At 58.3% G+C, this 20,939-nt stretch carries 14 protein-coding genes; 13 read left to right on the top strand and 1 reads right to left on the bottom strand.

Annotated elements, in window-relative coordinates; all coding sequences use genetic code 11:
• Window positions 1-80 precede the first annotated feature (80 nt).
• On the bottom strand, window positions 81-980 hold the full coding sequence (locus AFK24_RS04505; RefSeq protein ID WP_065832102.1) for a LysR family transcriptional regulator ArgP: 900 nt from the start codon (window positions 978-980) through the stop codon (window positions 81-83).
• Between the two features lie 106 nt (window positions 981-1,086).
• Between AFK24_RS04505 and AFK24_RS04510 the strand changes: the two genes are divergently transcribed.
• The 13 genes from AFK24_RS04510 to AFK24_RS04570 all read left to right on the top strand — a co-directional run bounded on the left by AFK24_RS04510 (window position 1,087) and on the right by AFK24_RS04570 (window position 20,692).
• Window positions 1,087-1,488 (top strand): ACT domain-containing protein, encoded by a 402-nt coding sequence (locus AFK24_RS04510; RefSeq protein ID WP_065832103.1) that lies wholly within the window; start codon window positions 1,087-1,089, stop codon window positions 1,486-1,488.
• Window positions 1,489-1,510: 22 nt separating this feature from the next.
• Window positions 1,511-2,113, top strand: a complete 603-nt coding sequence (locus tag AFK24_RS04515) for a LysE/ArgO family amino acid transporter (RefSeq protein ID WP_065832104.1) — start codon at window positions 1,511-1,513, stop codon at window positions 2,111-2,113.
• 202 nt (window positions 2,114-2,315) lie between these two features.
• Window positions 2,316-2,912, top strand: coding sequence for a superoxide dismutase [Fe] (sodB, locus tag AFK24_RS04520; protein ID WP_065832105.1), 597 nt, complete (start codon window positions 2,316-2,318; stop codon window positions 2,910-2,912).
• Window positions 2,913-3,174: 262 nt separating this feature from the next.
• Entirely contained in the window at window positions 3,175-5,274 is a 2,100-nt protein-coding gene (locus AFK24_RS04525) for a putative bifunctional diguanylate cyclase/phosphodiesterase (RefSeq protein ID WP_430962143.1), read from the top strand.
• A gap of 269 nt (window positions 5,275-5,543) precedes the next feature.
• Window positions 5,544-6,914 (top strand): imelysin family protein, encoded by a 1,371-nt coding sequence (locus AFK24_RS04530; protein ID WP_065832107.1) that lies wholly within the window; start codon window positions 5,544-5,546, stop codon window positions 6,912-6,914.
• Between the two features lie 234 nt (window positions 6,915-7,148).
• A complete protein-coding gene (locus AFK24_RS04535; RefSeq protein ID WP_065832108.1) occupies window positions 7,149-8,033 on the top strand; it encodes a DUF4123 domain-containing protein in 885 nt (294 codons plus the stop codon).
• The gene (locus tag AFK24_RS04540; RefSeq protein WP_065832109.1) at window positions 8,030-11,509 is read left to right on the top strand and encodes a toxin VasX; all 3,480 of its coding nucleotides are present in this window, start codon (window positions 8,030-8,032) and stop codon (window positions 11,507-11,509) included. The genes AFK24_RS04535 and AFK24_RS04540 overlap by 4 nt, the downstream gene beginning before the upstream one ends.
• Window positions 11,496-12,575, top strand: a complete 1,080-nt coding sequence (locus AFK24_RS31460) for a hypothetical protein (RefSeq protein WP_240500331.1) — start codon at window positions 11,496-11,498, stop codon at window positions 12,573-12,575. Before AFK24_RS04540 ends, AFK24_RS31460 begins: the two co-directional genes overlap by 14 nt.
• A 104-nt stretch (window positions 12,576-12,679) precedes the next feature.
• Entirely contained in the window at window positions 12,680-14,107 is a 1,428-nt protein-coding gene (locus AFK24_RS04550; protein WP_065832110.1) for a di-heme oxidoredictase family protein, read from the top strand.
• Window positions 14,108-14,137: 30 nt separating this feature from the next.
• Window positions 14,138-15,202 carry an imelysin family protein gene (locus AFK24_RS04555; RefSeq protein WP_065832111.1) on the top strand — a complete coding sequence of 355 codons (1,065 nt, stop codon included), beginning with the start codon at window positions 14,138-14,140 and terminating at the stop codon, window positions 15,200-15,202.
• A gap of 17 nt (window positions 15,203-15,219) precedes the next feature.
• The gene (locus AFK24_RS04560) at window positions 15,220-16,317 is read left to right on the top strand and encodes a DUF1513 domain-containing protein (RefSeq protein WP_065832115.1); all 1,098 of its coding nucleotides are present in this window, start codon (window positions 15,220-15,222) and stop codon (window positions 16,315-16,317) included.
• A gap of 146 nt (window positions 16,318-16,463) precedes the next feature.
• Window positions 16,464-17,615, top strand: coding sequence for an efflux RND transporter periplasmic adaptor subunit (locus AFK24_RS04565; protein WP_065832112.1), 1,152 nt, complete (start codon window positions 16,464-16,466; stop codon window positions 17,613-17,615).
• Window positions 17,616-17,629: 14 nt separating this feature from the next.
• Complete coding sequence (locus tag AFK24_RS04570) at window positions 17,630-20,692, top strand: multidrug efflux RND transporter permease subunit (protein WP_065832113.1); 3,063 nt, start codon at window positions 17,630-17,632, stop codon at window positions 20,690-20,692.
• Window positions 20,693-20,939: the final 247 nt, after the last annotated feature.

Raw genomic sequence — 20,939 nt, forward strand, 5'->3', positions numbered from 1 at the left:
GCCACTAAAGCGTTCTGTTGGAGCGAGGCTTGCCCGCGAAGGCGCCATCGGGCCGCGCCACCAAAGTCAGTCACTGACGCTCAATCTGCCTCCAGCGGCACCAGCCATTGCCCGGCCTGTTGCGCCAGATGCTCGGTCAACTTCGTCAACAGTTGTCCACCGTTGCGCCAGTGATGCCAATACAACGGCACATCAAGCGGCTTGTCCGGCACCAGCTCAACCAGCGCGCCGCGTTGCAGCTGTTCGCGAACCTGCAACTCAGGCACCAGCCCCCAACCCATGCCGACTTCGGTCATGCGAATAAAGCCTTCGGACGATGGGCATAAATGATGCTCGAATCCGCCTTCGACCCCAAGCGATGCCAGGTAACGATGCTGCAAGAAATCGTCCGGCCCGAATACCAGCGCTGGCGCGCGCGCCAACCGGACCGGGGTAATTCCTTCGGGAAAATGCCGAGCGATAAACTGTGGACTGGCCAGTGCACGATAGCGCATGGCGCCCAGCACCTGGCTGCGCGCTCCGGCCACCGGGCGTTCGCTGCCGCAAACGCAGGCGGCGACTTCACCCGCACGCATGCGTTTGAGGCCCACATCTTGATCCTCCACCACCAGGTCCAGTAACAGACGGTGTTCGGCACAAAAATCCCCAACCGCAGATGCCCACCATGTCGCAAGACTGTCGGCATTGATCGCGATTCGCAGCCGCTCGGGCATGCCCTCTTCGTCCAGCGCTGGCACCTGACTTTGCAAATCCCGCTCAAGCAGCCGCACTTGCTGCACATGGTTGAGCAGCCGTCGGCCAATTTCCGTCGGGCGAGGCGGTGTCGCCCGGATCAACACCGGCTGACCTATGCGCGCCTCCAGCAGTTTGATGCGCTGCGAGACTGCGGACTGCGACAGATTCAACACCTGCGCCGCCCGCTCAAAGCCCGCCTGCTCGATGACGGCAGCGAGGGCCGACAACAATTTGTAGTCGAACATCAGTTTTCCTAATGAGCGATCAGGATTATTGGTTTTCCTTATACAGCGTCGACCCGCAGAATCGCCACACAAACCTGTAATCAGCTTTATTCCACAAGGAGCCCACATGGCCGGTGAAACCTCGTTGACCACGTTGCTGCAAAGCATGAGCCCGCACCTGAACGAAGGTGACTACGTGTTTTGCTGCGTCGCCGATGCTCAGCTGCTGAGCGGCGTCGAGGTAGTGGGCAGCTTTCGCGAAAAAGAAGGCCTGACGGTCATTCTCGAACGTCAGCAAGCACAGGCGCTGGGTCTGAAATTCGAATACATCGCAGCCTGGATCACGCTGAACGTACATTCAGCGCTGGAAGCCGTCGGCCTGACTGCCGCGTTCGCGACGGCCTTGGCCGAAGCCGGAATCAGCTGCAATGTCATCGCGGGCTTCTATCACGACCATCTGTTCGTGGGTAAGGGCGACGCCGCAAAAGCCATGATCGCCCTGCAACAACTGGCCGAACAGGCTCAATGATTTTCACTGCGGAGCGTGTTCCATGTGGCAAAGCTATTTGAATGGCTTGCTGGTCGCCGCCGGCCTGATCATGGCCATCGGTACCCAGAATGCATTTGTGTTGGCGCAAAGCCTGCGCCGGGAACATCACTTGCCCGTCGCCATGCTGTGTATTGCCTGCGACGCGTTGCTGGTTGCGGCCGGAGTCTTCGGACTGGCCAATGTGCTGGCGCATAATCCGACGGTGTTGGCCGTCGCGCGCTGGGGCGGCGTGGTGTTTCTGCTCTGCTACGGCGGCCTGGCGCTGCGACGCGCCTGTTCGCGGCAGAGCCTGCAACAAAACGAAGTGGTCGGCCTGCGCTCACGACGCGCCGTGCTGTTGAGTGCGCTGGCGGTAACGTTGCTCAATCCCCATGTCTATCTCGATACCGTGCTGTTGATCGGCTCCCTCGGCGCGCAGCAAAGTGTCCCCGGTGCTTATGTTTTTGGCGCCGCAAGCGCTTCTCTGCTGTGGTTCAGCACCCTGGCGGTCGGCGCTGCGTGGCTCGCTCCCTGGCTGGCCCGACCGGCGACATGGCGGGTGCTGGACCTGCTGGTGGCGGTGATGATGTTCAGCGTCGCGGCGCAGCTGATCAGGGCCGCGTGAGGCGCCGGTAATTTATCGGGCGATCAACGCAAAGCCTCTGGAACCTCTATCCCACACAGTTGTTGCGTGGTTAAGGCACGGACCCGGTGCTATGATCCAGACCCTGCGCCGCAAAGAGTACAAACTCCCCGGCGCATGTTCTGTCTGGCCGCCCGTGATCGGCCTTGCGCTCACCGCAACTGACCTGATTAGGAGATAAACCATGGCTTTTGAATTGCCGCCGCTGCCCTACGCCAAAGATGCTCTGGTGCCGCACATTTCCGCAGAGACACTGGAATATCACCACGACAAGCACCACAACACCTATGTCGTGAACCTGAACAACCTGGTGCCTGGCACCGAGTTCGAAGGCAAGACCCTGGAAGAAATCATCAAGACGTCTTCGGGTGGCATCTTCAACAACGCCGCCCAGGTCTGGAACCACACCTTTTACTGGAACTGCCTGGCGCCTAACGCTGGCGGCGAACCTACTGGCGCACTGGCTGACGCAATCAATGCTGCGTTCGGTTCGTTCGACAAGTTCAAGGAAGAGTTCAGCAAAACGTCCATCGGTACCTTCGGTTCCGGTTGGGGCTGGCTGGTCAAGAAAGCTGACGGTTCCCTGGCTCTGGCCAGCACCATCGGCGCCGGCAACCCGCTCACCAGCGGCGACACTCCGCTGCTGACCTGCGACGTTTGGGAACACGCCTACTACATCGACTACCGCAACCTGCGTCCAAAATACGTAGAAGCGTTCTGGAATCTGGTCAACTGGAATTTCGTGGCTGAGCAGTTTGAAAACGGGCCATTTAAAGCCTGATTTCAGCTCCAGATGAAAAAACCCGGCATTGCCGGGTTTTTTTTCGCCTGTAACACATAGTTATGTATTGTCAGAAAGCGATAGCGGACTAATATCATCTCCTTGGGTTTTTCGAAGCTCCGCTCAAGTTTCAAAGGTTTTCGTCCGACATAGGGAATGGCCCGACCTTGCCCGGCAAGTCGAGTCGCCGCACGGAAGCAGGAAGTGGCACCGCATCATCTGCGGATGATGCTCGCGTCAGGGCTCGTCGGCTGTGTTTTTGATGGTTAGGAAGGGTTCACGCTCCCGGCACGGATTAAGGAATGACCATTTGAAGCTGGAACTCAAAAACAGCCTGTCGGTAAAACTGCTGCGCGTGGTCCTGCTATCGGCGCTGATCGTGGGCGTCGTGCTCAGTTGTGCGCAGATCGTTTATGACGCGTACAAGACCAGTCAGGCCGTCGCCAACGACGCCGAGCGTATCCTGGGCATGTTCCGCGACCCTTCGACCCAGGCGGTCTATAGCCTGGACCGGGAAATGGGCATGCAGGTCATCGAAGGCCTGTTTCAGGACAATGCCGTGCGCATGGCGTCTATCGGCCATCCCAACGAAACCCTGCTGGCCGAAAAAGAGCGCCCGCTCAAGGCCTCGCCCACGCGCTGGCTGACTGACCTGATTCTCGGCCAGGAACGCAGCTTCACCACCCAACTGGTGGGCCGCAGCCCGTATAGCGAGTATTACGGCGACCTGCGCATCACCCTTGATACCGCGACTTATGGCGACGGTTTCATCGTCAACTCGGTGATCATCTTCATTTCCGGCGTCCTGCGCGCACTGACCATGGGCTTGGTGCTGTATCTGGTTTATCACTGGCTGCTGACCAAGCCACTGTCGAAAATCATCGAACACCTGACCAGCATCAACCCCGATCGCCCCAGTGAAAATCAGCTGCCCCTCCTTAAAGGGCACGAGAAAAACGAACTGGGCATCTGGGTCACCACCGCCAACCAGTTGCTGGCCTCGATTGAGCGCAATACACACCTGCGCCACGAAGCCGAAAACAGCTTGTTGCGCATGGCTCAATACGACTTTCTCACCGGCCTGCCCAACCGCCAGCAATTGCAGCAACAACTGGACAAGATCCTGGTGGACGCAGGCCGTCTGCAGCGGCGGGTTGCAGTCATCTGCGTCGGCCTGGACGATTTCAAAGGCATCAACGAACAATTCAGCTATCAAACCGGCGACCAATTGCTCCTGGCGCTGGCTGACCGACTACGCAGCCACAGCGGTCGGCTTGGGGCGTTGGCTCGTCTGGGTGGCGACCAGTTCGCCTTGGTCCAGGCCGACATCGAACAACCTTACGAAGCCGCCGAGCTGGCGCAGAACATCCTGGATGACCTGGAGGCGCCGTTTGCCCTGGATGACCAGGAAATTCGCCTGCGCGCAACCATCGGCATCACGCTGTTCCCGGAAGATGGCGACAGCACCGAGAAGCTGCTGCAAAAAGCCGAACAGACCATGACCCTGGCGAAGTCACGCTCGCGCAACCGCTATCAGTTCTATATCGCCAGTGTCGACAGCGAAATGCGCCGTCGCCGGGAGCTGGAGAAAGACCTGCGCGAAGCCTTGCCCCGCGATCAGCTGTATCTGGTTTACCAACCGCAGATCAGCTACCGCGACCACCGTGTAGTCGGCGTCGAAGCACTGATCCGTTGGCAGCATCCGGAACACGGTCTGGTACCGCCCGACCTGTTCATTCCGCTGGCCGAGCAGAACGGGACGATCATTGCCATTGGTGAATGGGTTCTGGATCAAGCCTGTCGCCAGTTGCGTGAATGGCATGATCAGGGCTTCACCGACCTGCGCATGGCAGTCAATCTGTCCACCGTGCAGCTGCACCACGCCGAGTTGCCCCGTGTGGTCAACAATCTGCTGCAGATCTATCGGTTACCGCCACGCAGCCTGGAACTGGAAGTCACCGAAACCGGCCTGATGGAAGACATCAGCACCGCCGCCCAGCACCTTCTGAGCCTGCGTCGCTCGGGGGCGTTGATCGCCATCGATGACTTCGGCACCGGTTATTCTTCCCTGAGTTATCTGAAAAGTCTGCCGCTGGACAAGATCAAGATCGACAAAAGCTTCGTGCAGGACCTTATCGACGACGACGATGACGCCACCATCGTGCGTGCCATCATTCAGCTGGGTAAAAGCCTGGGCATGCAGGTCATCGCCGAAGGCGTGGAAACGCTGGCGCAGGAGGCGTACATCATTTCCGAAGGTTGCCACGAAGGTCAGGGCTATCTGTACAGCAAACCACTGCCCGCCCGCGAACTGCTGGCTTACCTGAAACAGTCGCAACGCAGCAACGTAGAGGTTTCCTGACGCTTAGCCGGGTGTAATTTCGTTGGAGCGAGGCTTGCCCGCGAGGCGCCGGGTCTTTCGCAAGAACTTTATGCCTGAAACACTGCGTTCGCGGCCAGGCCTCGCTCCAACAGATTTCAGTCACCTGAAACCCCTTGTTACAAGCTCTCCTCCACCACATTTCCCGAACCGGGCAATTTGCCTTTACATCGAATGCAAATCTTTCGCATTATGTCGCAGCTTTTTTTGGGCGCCGGGCGCCTTAAACCCTCTAGACGCAGGATTTCGTCATGATTCGTATGCCTTTGGCAACCGCTAGTCTGCTGGCCATCGCTATCTCCCTCGCCGGTTGTGGCGAAGGTAAGGATAAAGCTGCCACGCCAGCCCCTGCTGCTACTCCGGCAGCTCCCGCGCCGGCTGCGGCGCCTGCACCGGCAGCGGCCACCACTGCGCCTGCCGCTCCTGCACAATCTACCGACGCTGCTGCCAAAGCCGTGGTCGCCAACTACGCCAACATGGTTTATGCCGTGTTCAGCGACGCGGAATCTACCGCCAAGACCCTGCAAACGGCCGTCAACGACTTCCTCGCCACGCCGAATGACAAAACCCTCAAGGCTGCCCGTGACGCCTGGGTTGCAGCGCGCGTGCCTTACATGCAGAGCGAAGTCTTCCGCTTCGGCAACACCATCATCGACGACTGGGAAGGACAGGTTAACGCCTGGCCCCTGGACGAAGGCCTGATCGATTACGTCGCCAAGGATTACCAGCACGCGCTGGGTAACCCGGGTGCAACCGCCAACATCATCGCCAACACTGAAGTTCAAGTGGGTGAGGACAAGGTCGACGTCAAGGACATCACCGCTGAAAAACTCGCCAGCCTCAATGAACTGGGCGGTTCGGAGGCCAACGTTGCCACCGGCTACCACGCCATCGAGTTCCTGCTCTGGGGCCAGGATCTGCACGGTAACGGTCCGGGTGCCGGCGAACGTCCTGCGTCCGATTACATCGAAGGCGCTGGCAGCACCGGCGGCCACAACGACCGTCGTCGTGCTTACCTGAAAGCCGTTACCCAGCTGCTGGTCAGCGACCTGACCGAAATGTCCAACAACTGGAAAGCCGGTGTTGCCGACAACTATCGCGCCACCCTGGAAGCAGAGTCCGGCGAAAGCGGCCTGCGCAAAATGCTGTTCGGTATGGGCAGCCTGTCCTTGGGCGAACTGGCCGGCGAGCGCATGAAAGTGGCACTGGAAGCCAACTCCAGCGAAGACGAGCATGACTGCTTCAGCGACAACACCCACAACTCGCACTTCTACAACGGCAAAGGCATCCGCAACGTTTATCTGGGCGAATACACCCGCGTAGACGGCAGCAAAATCAGCGGCCCAAGCCTGTCGTCGCTGGTTGCGAAAGTCGACCCGGCCACCGACGCCACCCTGCGCGCCGATCTGGACGCCACTCAAGCGAAACTGCAAGCCATCGTTGATCACGCCAATAAAGGCGAGCACTTCGACCAACTGATCGCCGCCGGCAACACCGAAGGCAATCAGGTAGTACGTGACGCCATCGCTTCGCTGGTCAAGCAGACCGGCGCTATCGAACAGGCTGCTGGCAAACTGGGCATCACCGACCTGAACCCGGACAACGCCGATCACGAGTTCTGATTTGCGCTGTTTGAGCGTTCGCGTCTGAACGCTTCGAACGGATGAACCAAAAATGCCAGTCGGCTTGCTGACTGGCATTTTTTTATGCGTGGATTTCCTGTTAATTACCCCGGAGCAGCGAACCATCTGCAACTGCTGTAAGGCCTTTCCGAAACACGCTTTGCCGTATTGAAGCCGCCCGCATCGCCATTGAGTATTCGCGTTTTCCCCATGCCCCGTGCAAGGCGCCCCTCGATGACCGAGCTCCGATCCGGCCCCAATGACCTGCCCTGGTCGCAAGACGGCTACCTGCTGCTCAATGCCGTACGAACCGGCAATCTCCTGCCCCGGCTGTATCAGTGGAATCCGGGCATCCAGTGCCATCCGCTGTTTCTCGGCACACGCTTTAAAGAACTGCTGGACGTCTCGCCGGTGCTGGTAGTCGTTGAAGGGCACCATGACCCGGTGCTACAAGCGTTCTTGCACAACGCGGAACACATCTGGGGGCTGCTGCTCTTCAGCGGCACCGAAGCGCAATGCATCGTCGATCACCTGCGCTGGCTGGTCACGGTCGATGAACCGGTCGGCAAACCGACACTGCTCAACCTCTCCGATCCGCCCGTTGCCAATGCCCTGTTCGAGCTTTATCCGCGGCAAACCGATAACGCCTTGTTCGGCCCTGTCGAGCACGTCTACGCCGTCGACCCATACGTCAAAGCCTGGCGTCACCATCAACGCCTGGGTGAACCGGCAATCACTGATCACAATACCCTCTATCGCCTGAATGCCGCGCAGATCGACGCGCTGAATGAAGTCAACTTCCGCAACACGGTCCTCAAGCTCGACCAGCACATGGCCCGACACTTCCCGGATTTTCAGGCTCGGCTGGACGCCCGAGGACGCTTCACCTACTTCCATGCAATGGCCAGCACCGCCTATGGACATGGTTTCCACAGCGAGAGCGACATCCTGCACTACGCCAATGTCATGGAATTTCTCGACGGTCAGGCAACCGCTGCGCATCCCGACATCACCGCCCTGCTCTACACCTCCTCAGCGCTGACACCCTCGCAGCGTGTGCAAAAGGCCAACCTGCTGGCCCTTGAGCGAGACAAGCAGTCATCAGGAGCTCGACCATGACAGACAAACGCCTGCCGGACAAAGACCGCGCCTATTGGGAAGCCCGAAGCGGTGGCCACAAAGACGCCCGTGACAGCCTCGGTACTTGCCCGCTCATGGGCAAAAAAATTCAGTTGCTGCCCGTGCGCTACGGGCGCGTCGAGCGGCTGGCCAGCGATATTGCGGAAACACCTTACAAACACTTGCAGCGCCCCATCGGTCTGCGCCTGATTCGCGATGGCTATTTGTATGTCATCGACGAGGCCAGCGGTTATCTGCACGAGTACCGGATGGAGAATGGCGTTCCGGTAAAACTCCTCTGGCAAGGCGCCGATGTTGGCCGGGATGTACGCAGCCACTCAGTGGGCGAAGCGACGCTGGTTTTTGCCCGCAACAGCGTTTTGCACGTGGCTTACTCGGAACTGCAATGGACCGCCGCCAAATGCTCAAAGGTGATTGGCAGCAAGCCTGATCGCCTCTACTTCATGCAACGCGTGGATCTGGCCGCTGCCGACTGCGAAAAAGGCGGCAAACATCTGCGGGTCGAAAATCAGATCAGGCAATCCCTCGCCGAACTGGCCGAACAGCCCGCCGAACAATGCCTGACGCCCGACGCTCATCCCGAGGAAAGCCAGGATTATGTCTGGGAACATCAAGCGCTGTTCCGCGAAGCGCACATTGGCCAGCTCAAGGATTCGCTGAACGCGCAGTACCAGTTCAATCATTTGTATCTGGTCCTGGAAGACAGCATCGGGATCATGCGTGATCTCGCCGAGGAACAGGACACCGTCGTCGACTGGATCGAGCAGTGGACCCAGCAACATAACAATGAAATGCGCTACGTGGTGGGCAGCTACATCGACACGCTGATGACCATTGGCGAGCAGAACGCCCCGAAAACCGCAACCAATTCAGATTTTTTCAGCAAAACCACGCCTGCACAGCGCACCACCATTTACGACTACATCAACGCCCGTAATCAGTGGCGCGGGGAGCACAGCAAGGGGCTTGCCGTTACTGCGGGCGAAGATGGCCGCTACTCCGCAAAGCGGGGTGCCGAGCTTCGCGAGCGCCCGGAAGCCGTCATCGCCAAACGCGAAATGGATGCCAAACATGCGCAAATGGTCGACGAACTGGGCGAACCGCTGCATGCCGACCTCAAAGACGAAATCGATGCGCTGCAGGACAGCAGCAAAGGCACGCTGGAAGGCGTCGGCCTGGGTTCGCGAGGTATCGTCGATCTGGTTCGCCATGAGGAAATGCAGCGTTATCTGAAGCGTGAGCGCCTGCACCTCAAGCGCTGGACCGAGCGCCTGGACGCCATCACCGATGACCGCCTTCATCTGTTTACCCAAGGTGAATTCCACCGCAGCGCCTGGTATTTCGATCCGCTTGATCCCCAGCAGCAAAACCACGCGCTGGCCATGGAACACAACTGCATCCGCGATCTGTGTCGCACCGATGCAGCGCTGGAGAAACTAGGCGAGTACTTTCATGAGTACCCGTTCTACGCGCTGCCGGTGTTCTACGGACGGCTTGATCTGGAATTCCTGCGCGAGAAATCCGGCGAGCTGATCAAGCTGCTAAACGATTCACGTGGTTTCTCCGGCGACATGGCGGGTGCCCAGGCCCGAATGTCCGAGATCGGGCGGATCATGGGCAATCACTGGACCCGCAGCCTGCATTTGGAAGGCGAGGCCCATTCCCTGCATCAGGCGGTGAGCGCCACCTACATCCCGGCCATCGCCCTGCGCATGGAGCAATGGCTGGCCGAGATGCAGGCCAAACTCGATACTCCGGAGCTAAGCCAGCATCTACAGAAATTCCAGCAATACACCAACCGCGCCCAACGCCTGGGAACACTGATCGCCCTGCAACAACAAGGCGCCACGCTGAGCATCGCCAGCGAAGCCGATGTGCAAAAATTCAAGGACAACTTCACCCGACTCAACGCATTGCTCGAACACGAAGAAAACCTCAAGACCGACCGCAAACTCTACGACAAGCTCGCCCGTAGTCGCATGCGCAGCGAAGACCAGCGCTATCAGGCGGCGGTCGAGAAACAGCGTATCAACGAAGAGCTGCTGGAAACGCGAAACAAGCGCTCGGCGGTAGTTCGGGATCTGGAAGACGGAATCTCCCCCAACAGCAAATTCCCCACCGGCTATATCGGCGTGCGACTGAATCTCACGCAGGAACAGTCGAGTGCGTTGTATGAGGAAACCAGACGCCTTAGATCTGGAATGTTGGGAGGTTATGCGACTGACGGGGCTTGGAAAGCAGGGTTTAAGAGCGGGTGGATACCATTGTTGGCGGTTGGGTTGCAAGTGGGAAATTTGGGAGAGGCTTGGAAGGCTTGGAAATCAAACGCTGCTGACAATGGCCCTTCCATTAAACAAAACATCGTTCTCATCGGAGCCTTATCAAGCATCGCCGCCTCGGCATTGTCGGTTTACCAATCAATGCATATTGCCATGGTCGACAGGGCGATGCAGACGATACTCGCCCGTAGCCAAGGGACGTCCGGAATGTTGCTCGCAGTACGAACGGGGAGTTTGGGGCTAGGGCTGGGAATGATCATTTCCCCTATGGCATTTATAGGTTCCATAGGCACCGCTGTGGACAACTGGAATAAATGGCATAACGCCTTATTCAACGGAACGGCTGGTGAAAAAGCGGGAGCATTAAGCGGTGTAATTGGCGACTTGGGGTCAGTGGGCATCACTGGAGCAGTCGGAGCAAGGGCCTTAGGGGAGGGTTTGGAAGTACTGAAAGATTTTATGAGCGCCCTCCCCTCAGAAAGGAAACTCGCGGCGAGCACGGCTTTGGCAACTCGCGGAGCGCGGTTTATACGGCTCTCTATGCGCTTGACGCCATGGGGCCTCATTTTTACCGCCCTGCAGTTAGGCGGCGAAGCGCTTTATAACTATAACAACCTGGATGATCAACAACGCTGGATGACGGGCTGCTGTTGGGGTGTAAGACCAGAAGGATGGGATTGGCCGACACACTCCCAACGATTAGCCGAGGCTACGCTGCTCCCGCAGATTATTGATAAGGGTGTGCAAGAACGCAGCGTTGACGGCGAGCACTTTCGAATTCTGCATTTACAGCTACCGGGTATAACTTTAGCAACTTTCAACGACATGTCTTTGCGGTGGAGCGCACGATTGCAAAAAAACACTGATGAATGGGATGTCGGTAGTGCACTGTCATCGCTCGTAACGATAATTGCTGATCGCCCGTTAACCCTCGCACTGGAAATACCGGATCAGTGGCAAGGTTCAGATGCTTTACTGCAGTTACGCTTAAGCGTTCGACCAGCGATAGCAGCTAATTATCTAAAAGAAGCCAAAGGGAGCCTCTTCTACCGAATTGAGCTAACACAGTCCAACATATCAAAAAAACCAATCACTGCCTCATTGGTAACTCCACCAATACCCAAAGCATTGGAAGAATTACAAATTACTCGGAAGCTACTCAATGCCGACAACTAAATACGATCGTTTGCCCAGAGCAGGCGATCTTGAGAAAGAATCCGGTGTAGAGGTTTTCTATATCGCGCCTCGACCAATACCAACCGGCTCGCCGGGGTTCAGCTCGCGAAAACTACATAAGCTATCCAACCAAACTTATCTCGATTTTGCGATGAGCAAGGGTACATGGGAGCTTGGAGTAAGGAGCGGCATTGGATCAATTATGCTCATCGTGATTTTCTTTTTCATCGTGGGTTTAGGACTGGGTCTGTACGATCATATAAATCATGGCAGACCCATATTAAACATTATTATCCAACTTGCATCGCCAAACTGGTTCGTTTGGGGTATTTTGTCATTTTATATAATTCTTTTTTGTTCCATATTTTCCAAAGCGGTTTATCAATCCAGCACCTCTCCCCCCATCCGCTTCAACCGCCAACGCCGCGAAGTTGCCTATGTTGCCAAGCGCGGTCAGCCGCCACGCTTTGTACCGTGGGAAGAAGTCATTGCCTGCGTCAGCAGCGGCAAGGTCATTACGCAATACGGCAGCCACAACAGTTTTTCGCTGATGATTGGCCTGCGGGATTCTGAAAATGGCGATGTAGTGTGGATCACCGTGCCTACGGCATCGCTCATGCTGGCGGTCAGCGAATGGGAGGCCATTCGCGGTTATATGGAGGAAGGGTTAAGCGCGCTGCCACCGCCAATGAGCGAGAACTATGAAGAAGGCACCGTCGCCCATTTCCATCTGTGCCGTGTGGCTTATCGAGAAAACCACTGGTACGTAACTTATCTGTTTGGCTTCATCCTTATCCAGTTCTGCAGCGGCTGGACCCTGCCCTGCCACATCGCCGCCTGGGTCGAGCGCCTGCCGAAAACCAGCTTCCCGAAAAGCGTTCTGGACTGGTCCAAACCTCTACCGCCCGAGCAATGGCAAAAACCCAGCGCTGAATTGATCGCGCAGAGCAAAGCGGTGCGCAAAAGTTTGCGGCAGGGTAAGAGTTTGTTTGAGCACTTCCGCGAGCTGAACAAAACCTCCGTGGATGTCCAGCGAGTCGAAATCCCGAAGCGGGCAAATTCGTAACAACACGTTGCGACAGGTCAAGGTAAACGATAATCCCTCTTATTCGAAAAGGACGAGGCTGTTAAGCTTGCACGCCCCGATTTTGGGCTGGTTGCAGGATGCTTATGATTACGTCGCTTCGTCCGATCCTTGCTCTGCTCGTCGCCGTGGCGTTGAGCGGGTGCGATGACGCCCCGCGTTTTACCCAGGCGGAGCCGGGCGAAGCGTTGTCGGGTGGGGCGGCGACGGTGAACAAGACGGATCGCAACGCATTTTCGCTGCCTTCAGCCAATCTTTCGCCTGTGCGGCGGCTGGATTTCAGTGTCGGCAACAGCTTCTTTCGCAGTCCATGGGTGATCGCACCTTCGACCACCACGGCTCGCGACGGTCTGGGGCCATTGTTCAATACCAACGCCTGCCAGAATTGCCACATCAAGGACGGCCGCGGCCATCCACCTGACAACGGCGACAGCAATGCGGTGTCGATGCTGGTGCGCCTGTCGATTCCCGACAATCCCGCCCAAGCGGACTTGATCAAAAAAGCTGGCATCTTGCCCGAGCCGACTTATGGCGGGCAGTTGCAGGATATGTCGATCCCCGGCGTTGCGCCGGAAGGCCGCGTGCGCGTTGAGTATGAGCCGCTGCCGGTGCATTTCCGGGACGGTACGCAGGTCGAGCTGCGCAAACCGACCTTGAGCATCACCCAGTTGGGCTATGGCCCGATGCATCCTGAAACCCGGGCATCGGCGCGTATCGCGCCGCCGATGATCGGTCTCGGGCTGTTGGAGGCGATTCCCGATGCGGCGATTCTGGCCAATGCCGACCCGGACGATGCAGACGGCGATGGTATTTCCGGGCGTCCAAACTGGGTCTGGGATGACACCGCGCAGAAAGTCGCACTGGGCAAGTTCGGCTGGAAAGCCGGTCAACCCAACATCAATCAACAAAACATTCACGCGTTCTCTGGTGATATGGGCCTGACCACCAGCCTGAGAATGTTTGATGACTGCACGCCCGCGCAAACTGACTGCCTTGCGGCACCCAACGGCAATGGCCCGGATGGCGAGCCCGAGGTCAGCGATAACATTTTGCGCCTCGTGCTGTTCTACACGCGAAATCTGGCCGTGCCCGCCCGCCGAGACGTTGAAAGTCCGCAGGTGTTGGCTGGCAAGAATCTGTTCTACAAGGCCGGATGCCAGCAATGCCACACGCCGCAGTTCAAGACCGCGCATGATGCCGCCGAGCCGGAGCAGGCCGATCAGGTCATCCGTCCCTACAGCGATTTGCTGCTGCACGACATGGGCGAAGAACTGGCTGACAATCGCCCCGAGTTTCAGGCTACAGGCCGCGAGTGGCGGACCCCACCGTTATGGGGGATTGGTCTGACGCAAACAGTCAGCGGGCATACACAGTTTCTGCATGATGGCCGCGCCCGCAATCTGCTCGAAGCGGTGCTCTGGCACGGCGGCGAAGCCCAGGCGGCACAACGACAAGTATTGGCATTCGATGCCGAGCAACGCGCCGCGTTGCTGGCATTCCTGAATTCGTTATGACTTCTTTCATTTAAAAATAAGGAACCGGACATGTTCCGTCCCAAGTTGCTCTTCACCAGCCTTGCCGCTCTTGCTTTGGGTGCCTGCGCACCGGCCGATCCACAGGCTGTCACTTCGGCGTCCATCGCCAAGCAAGTGATCCTGCCGACTTACAGTCGCTGGGTCGACGCTGACCGGCAACTGGCGGTCAGCGCCCTCGCCTTCTGTCAGGGCAAGACTGATCTGGCCACTGCTCGTGCCGACTTCCTGCACGCGCAGAAGACCTGGGCCGAGTTGCAGCCCTTGCTGATCGGTCCGCTGGCCGAGGGCAATCGCTCCTGGCAAGTACAGTTCTGGCCGGACAAGAAAAACCTGGTCGGCCGTCAGGTCGAGCAACTGGTCACCGCCCAACCGCAAATCAGCGCTGAAGCCCTGTCCAAATCCAGCGTTGTGGTGCAAGGCCTGTCGGCCTACGAATACATTCTGTTCGACGCCGAAATCGACATGGCCAACGCCGAGCAGAAAGCGCGTTACTGCCCGCTGATGATGGCGATTGGCGAGCGCCAGAAAACCCTCGCTGAAGAAATCCTCAGTCGCTGGAACAGCAACGACGGCATGCTTGCCCAGTTGAGTAAATTCCCCAACCAGCGCTACGCCGATTCCCACGAAGCCATCGCCGAATTGCTGCGGGTTCAGGTCACCGCCCTGGACAGCCTGAAGAAAAAACTCGGTACGCCGCTGGGTCGTCAGACCAAAGGATTGCCGCAGCCCTTCCAGGCCGATGCATGGCGCAGCAAGTCGTCACTCAGCAGTCTGGAAGCCAGCCTGATCAGTGCTGAAACCGTATGGGCCGGCGTTGACAATCACGGCCTGCGCGGTCTGTTGCCCGCCGAGCAGAAACCACTGGCCGACAAGATCGACGCTGCCTACGCTGCCAGTCGTAAACTGCTGACTGCGCTGAAGCCGCCTCTGGCCGATCTGCTGGCCAGCGAAGAGGGCCGTCAGCAGCTCAACGCGTTCTACGACAGCCTCAACGTGGTTCATCGCCTGCACGAAGGCGAGCTGGCCAAGGCGCTGGGCATTCAACTGGGCTTCAACGCCAACGACGGCGATTGAACGAGAGGATTTTGATGATGTTGCGACGCCAGGCTCTGGCCCTTGGAAGTCTGCTGCTCAGTGCTTGCACTCTGGGCGGCTGGACGCTGTTTCGCCAAAAAGGCAAAGACCCGCTCTTGCTGTCAGCTCGAGATGATGCCGATGGGCAGCATTTCGCCGTGGGTTATCAACTCGATGGCAAACAAATCTTCGCCACCAAGGTTGCCCAGCGCTGCCACGACATCATCAATCACCCGACGCTGAATCTGGCGTTGTTCGTGGCCCGTCGTCCCGGCACAGAAAGCTATTTGATCGATCTGCAGGATGGTCGTCTGGTGCAGACCATCACGTCGCAACCGAATCGACATTTCTACGGGCATGCGGTGATTCACAGCAGCGGCGAATGGCTGTATGCCACCGAAAATGACACCACCGATCCCGGTCGCGGCCTGTTGGGTGTGTACCGCTTCGAAGCTGATCGCCTCGTGCATTTCGGGGAAATCCCTACGCACGGCATCGGTCCGCATCAGGTGTCATGGATGCCCGATGGCGAAACGCTGGTGGTCGCCAACGGCGGCATACGCACCGAAGCCGAAAGCCGGATCGAGATGAACCTCAACGCCATGCAGCCAAGTTTGGTGTTGATGCAGCGCGACGGCACCCTGCTGAGCAAGGAAACGCTCAGGCAGTCCATGAACAGCGTCCGTCACATGGGCATCGCCAGCGATGGCACCATCGTCGCTGGTCAGCAATTCATGGGCGATGCGCACGAAAGCGCCGAGCTGTTGGCGATCAAGCGTCCCGGCCAGCCATTTCAGGCGTTTCCCGTGGCTGAGCAACAACTCGCAGCGATGGGCCATTACACCGCCAGCGTCGCAGTACACAGCGACCTGCGACTGGTGGCGCTCACCGCGCCAAGGGGCAACCGCTTCTTTATCTGGGACCTGGACAGCGGCGCGGTTCGCCTTGACGCGCCTCTTCCCGATTGCGCCGGTGTCGGCGCAGTTGCTGACGGTTTCGTGGTCACCTCGGGTCAGGGCCGCTGCCGTTTTTACGACTGCCGCCAGACCGAACTGTTGGCCAAACCATTGGATTTGCCGACGGGTTTTTGGGACAACCATTTGCATCTGGTTTGATACCGGGACTTGAATCCAGACCCATGACATAACCCGAGCAGAGGTCCGGGTTTGAAGTAATATTGCGTGACATTTTTATCAGGCACTCCATGAGCCGCAGGATTAACGTGCTCGCCTGATTCACCTGTATTTGCAAGGAAGTGAATATGCTGCGTCGCCGTATGTTGATCATGCTGGGTGTGGTGCTGCTGGTCGTGCTGTTACTGGCGGGCTACAAGGCCTTTTCTGTCTATCAACAAATCCAACAGTTCAGCGCGCCGAAACCGCCGATCAGTGTGTCCGTCGCGACCGCCAGCGAACGCGCGTGGCAGAGCCGTCTGCCGGCCATCGGCACGCTCAAGGCCTTGCAGGGCGTTGACCTGAGCCTGGAAATCGCGGGTACGGTCAAGGCCTTGATGTTTGACTCCGGGCAAACAGTTCGCGTCGGACAACCGTTGCTTCAGCTGGACAGCGATGTGGAAAAAGCCCTGCTCGGCACTGCTGAAGCCGACCTTGGCCTGGCCCAGGTGGAACAGGGTCGTGGCAGCAAACTGGTAGGCGACCAGGCGATTTCCCGTGGTGATTTCGACAAGCTCGTGGCGCAGCTGAAAAAGGCCAGCGCAACCGTGGCGCAGTTGAACGCATCCCTGGCGAAGAAACGCATTCTCGCGCCGTTCAGCGGCACCATCGGCATTCGTCAGGTGGACGTCGGCGACTATCTGGCCAGTGGCACGGTCATCGCCACCTTGCAGGATTTGAGCAGCCTTTATCTCGATTTCTATGTGCCGGAACAGGCGCTGCCCAATCTGGCCGTCGGCCAGAAAGCACTGGTCAACGTCGCGGCTTACCCCAAGCAGAGTTTCGAAGCGACGCTCAGCGCGATCAACCCCAAGGTCGACGAAACCACTCGTAACCTGTTGGTGCGCGCCACGCTGCCGAATCCCGAAAGAAAATTGCTGCCTGGCATGTTCGCTGATCTGCACGTCTTGTTGCCCGGGCCGAAGACGCAAATCGTGCTACCGGAAAGCGCGATTACCTACACGCTCTATGGCAACTCGGTTTATGTCGTGGTGCCGAAGAAAAACGACAAAGGTGAGCCGGAAAAAGACGCCAAGGGTGAAGCGCAGCTGGCCGTTGAGCGGCGTTTCGTGGAAACCGGCGAGCGTCGCGACGGGCTGGTGATCATCAGCAAAGGGATCAAGGCGGGCGAGCAAGTGGTCAGCGGTGGCCAGCTCAAGCTCGATAACGGTGCCCATGTCGCGATCAGTGCCGACACCACTTTGCCAGCCGAACAGAACAGTCAGCCTCGCGCAGACTGATCAAGGAATTCTTCATGGCTTTTACAGATCCGTTCATCCGTCGTCCGGTGCTCGCCACCGTGATCAGCCTGCTGATTGTGTTGTTGGGCTTCCAGGCGTTCAGCAAGCTGACCATTCGCCAGTATCCGCAGATGGAAAACGCCCTGATCACGGTGACCACGGCGTACCCCGGCGCCAATGCCGAAACCATTCAGGGCTATATCACGCAACCCTTGCAGCAAAGTCTGGCAAGCGCGGAAGGCATCGACTACATGACGTCGGTCAGCCGACAGAATTTCTCGATCGTTTCGATCTATGCCCGTATCGGCGCCGACAGCGACCGGCTGTTCACTGAGTTGCTGGCCAAGGCCAACGAGGTAAAAAACAAGCTGCCGCAAGACGCGGAAGATCCGGTACTGAGCAAGGAAGCAGCGGACGCTTCGGCGCTGATGTACATCAGTTTCTACAGCTCGGAACTGAGCAATCCGCAAATCACCGACTATCTGTCCCGGGTGATCCAGCCAAAGCTGGCGACATTGCCGGGCATGGCCGAAGCGGAAATCCTCGGCAATCAGGTGTTCGCCATGCGGCTGTGGCTGGACCCGGTGCGACTGGCGGGTTTCGGCCTCACGGCGGCGGATGTCACCGATGCGGTGCGACGTTACAACTTTCTGTCAGCGGCCGGCGAGGTCAAGGGCGAGTACGTCGTGACCAGCATCAACGCGACGACAGAACTGAAGTCCGCCGAAGCCTTCGCCGCCATCCCGCTCAAGACCTCAGGCGACCGTCGCGTGTTGCTGGGCGATGTGGCGCGGGTCGAGATGGGCGCGGAAAACTACGACACGGTCAGCTCGTTCGATGGCACGCCGTCGGTGTATATCGGGATCAAGGGTACGCCCAGTTCCAACCCGCTGGATGTGATCAAGGAAGTGCGGCGCATCATGCCGGAGCTGGAAAGCCAGCTACCGCCAAGCCTGAAGGTCTCTATTGCCTACGACGCCACGCTGTTCATTCAGGCTTCGATCAACGAGGTGGTGAAAACCCTGATCGAAGCGGTGCTGATCGTGATTGTCGTGGTGTTCCTGTTCCTCGGCGCGTTGCGCTCGGTGCTGATCCCGGTCATCACCATTCCGCTGTCGATGATCGGCGTGCTGTTCTTCATGCAACTGATGGGCTACTCGATCAACCTGCTGACATTGCTGGCCATGGTGCTGGCCATCGGGCTGGTGGTGGACGATGCGATTGTCGTGGTGGAGAACATCCATCGCCATATCGAGGAAGGCAAGACGCCACTGGACGCCGCCATTGAAGGCGCGCGAGAGATCGCCATGCCGGTGGTTTCCATGACCATCACCCTCGCAGCGGTTTACGCGCCCATTGGCTTCCTGGAGGGGCTGACGGGCGCGCTGTTCAAGGAGTTCGCCTTGACGCTGGCTGGCGCGGTGGTGATTTCCGGTGTAGTCGCGTTGACCCTGTCGCCGATGATGTGCGCCTTGCTCCTGCGTCACGACGAGAATCCCAGCGGTCTGGCGCACAAGCTCGACCAGATTTTCGACCGGCTCAAGGCACGCTATCGCAGCATGCTGCACGGCACGCTGAATACGCGCCCGGTGGTGCTGGTGTTTGCGGTGATCGTGTTGTGCCTGATTCCGGTGTTGCTCAAATTCACCAAGTCGGAACTGGCCCCCGATGAAGATCAGGGCATCATTTTCATGATGGCGACGTCGCCACAGCCCACCAACCTGGATTACATCAATCGCTACACCGATCAGTTCATCCAGATCTTCAAGGAGTTTCCCGAATACTACTCATCGTTCCAGATCAACGGCTTCAACGGCGTGCAAACCGGTGTCGGCGGCTTTCTGCTCAAGCCGTGGGACGAACGCAGCCGCACGCAGATGGAGATCCTCCCGGAGGTTCAGGCAAAGCTGGCGGGTATCAGCGGTTTGCAGATTTTCGGCTTCAACCTGCCATCGCTTCCGGGGACCGGCGAAGGCTTGCCGTTTCAGTTTGTGATCAATACGCCGAACGATTACTCGGCACTGCTGCAAGTGGCCGAGCGCATCAAGGCGCGGGCCACGGAGTCAGGCAAGTTTGCCTTTCTGGATATCGACCTGGCCTTCGACAAACCGGAAGTGGTGGTGGATATCGACCGGGCCAAGGCCGCGCAGATGGGGGTTTCCATGGCGGATCTGGGCGGCACGCTCGCCACCCTGCTGGGCGAGGCGGAAATCAATCGCTTCACCATCGAAGGACGCAGCTACAAGGTCATCGCTCAGGTTGAGCGCCCTTACCGGGACAATCCAGGCTGGCTGAACAACTATTACGTGAAGAACAGCGACGGCAAACTGCTGGCACTGTCCACCGTCATCAAGGTCAGCGACCGCGCACGGCCGCGCCAGCTCAATCAGTTCCAGCAGCTCAACTCGGCGATCATCCAGGGTTTCCCGATTGTCAGCATGGGCGAAGCCATTGAAACCATTCGCCAGATCGCCAGCGAAGAGGCCCCGGCAGGTTTTGCCTATGACTATGCGGGCGCGTCGCGGCAGTACGTGCAGGAAGGCAGCGCGTTATGGGTGACGTTTGCCCTGGCGCTGGCGATCATCTTTCTGGTGTTGGCGGCGCAATTCGAAAGCTTCCGTGACCCGCTGGTGATTCTGGTAACCGTGCCGCTGTCGATTTGCGGCGCCTTGATCCCGCTGTTCCTGGGGCTTTCGAGCATGAATATCTATACCCAGGTCGGGCTGGTGACCTTGATCGGCTTGATCAGCAAGCACGGGATTCTGATTGTGGAGTTCGCCAATCAGCTGCGCCGCGACAAGGGCCTGTCGGCCAGGGAAGCGGTGGAAGAAGCGGCGGCGATTCGTCTGCGACCGGTATTGATGACCACGGCAGCGATGGTCTTCGGCATGGTGCCATTGATTCTCGCCAGTGGCGCAGGCGCAGTCAGCCGGTTTGATATCGGTACCGTGATTGCCACGGGGATGTCGGTCGGGACGTTGTTTACGTTGTTCGTGCTGCCTTGCGTCTATACGTTTCTGGCGGCGCCGGACAAGAACGTCGCAGCCCCGGCGGCACAGCCAGCGCCTTTGAACTGACAGATGCCCCAAAAAAGCCGCTTCCCCCAACCCCCGTTCGAACGGTAGGAGGGGACTGGTCCCCGAAGACGGCGGATGGGCCAGCATCATTCGCCTGATCTAATCGGTGTCTGCGCCACCGTCTTCCCGGACAAGTCCGGTCCTACCGAGCCCTACACAAACCGGTAGGAGGGGACTGGTCCCCGATGGCGGCGAATGGGCCAGCATCATTCGCCTGATCTAATCCGGTGTCTGCGCCACCGTCTTC

The sequence above is a fragment of the Pseudomonas syringae genome, from assembly GCF_001698815.1.
Classification (GTDB): Bacteria; Pseudomonadota; Gammaproteobacteria; order Pseudomonadales; family Pseudomonadaceae; genus Aquipseudomonas; species Aquipseudomonas syringae_A.

Excerpts from the sequence above, each read along its gene's own strand:
- AFK24_RS31460 (WP_240500331.1), top strand. The coding sequence starts at position 11,496 with ATGCCGACAACTAAATACGATCGTTTGCCCAGAGCAGGCGATCTTGAG.
- AFK24_RS04515 (WP_065832104.1), top strand. The coding sequence starts at position 1,511 with ATGTGGCAAAGCTATTTGAATGGCTTGCTGGTCGCCGCCGGCCTGATC.
- AFK24_RS04540 (WP_065832109.1), top strand. The coding sequence starts at position 8,030 with ATGACAGACAAACGCCTGCCGGACAAAGACCGCGCCTATTGGGAAGCC.
- AFK24_RS04510 (WP_065832103.1), top strand. The coding sequence starts at position 1,087 with ATGGCCGGTGAAACCTCGTTGACCACGTTGCTGCAAAGCATGAGCCCG.
- AFK24_RS04530 (WP_065832107.1), top strand. The coding sequence starts at position 5,544 with ATGATTCGTATGCCTTTGGCAACCGCTAGTCTGCTGGCCATCGCTATC.
- AFK24_RS04525 (WP_430962143.1), top strand. The coding sequence starts at position 3,175 with ATGGTTAGGAAGGGTTCACGCTCCCGGCACGGATTAAGGAATGACCAT.
- AFK24_RS04570 (WP_065832113.1), top strand. The coding sequence starts at position 17,630 with ATGGCTTTTACAGATCCGTTCATCCGTCGTCCGGTGCTCGCCACCGTG.
- AFK24_RS04505 (WP_065832102.1), bottom strand. The coding sequence starts at position 980 with ATGTTCGACTACAAATTGTTGTCGGCCCTCGCTGCCGTCATCGAGCAG.
- sodB (WP_065832105.1), top strand. The coding sequence starts at position 2,316 with ATGGCTTTTGAATTGCCGCCGCTGCCCTACGCCAAAGATGCTCTGGTG.
- AFK24_RS04560 (WP_065832115.1), top strand. The coding sequence starts at position 15,220 with ATGTTGCGACGCCAGGCTCTGGCCCTTGGAAGTCTGCTGCTCAGTGCT.
- AFK24_RS04535 (WP_065832108.1), top strand. The coding sequence starts at position 7,149 with ATGACCGAGCTCCGATCCGGCCCCAATGACCTGCCCTGGTCGCAAGAC.
- AFK24_RS04555 (WP_065832111.1), top strand. The coding sequence starts at position 14,138 with ATGTTCCGTCCCAAGTTGCTCTTCACCAGCCTTGCCGCTCTTGCTTTG.
- AFK24_RS04550 (WP_065832110.1), top strand. The coding sequence starts at position 12,680 with ATGATTACGTCGCTTCGTCCGATCCTTGCTCTGCTCGTCGCCGTGGCG.
- AFK24_RS04565 (WP_065832112.1), top strand. The coding sequence starts at position 16,464 with ATGCTGCGTCGCCGTATGTTGATCATGCTGGGTGTGGTGCTGCTGGTC.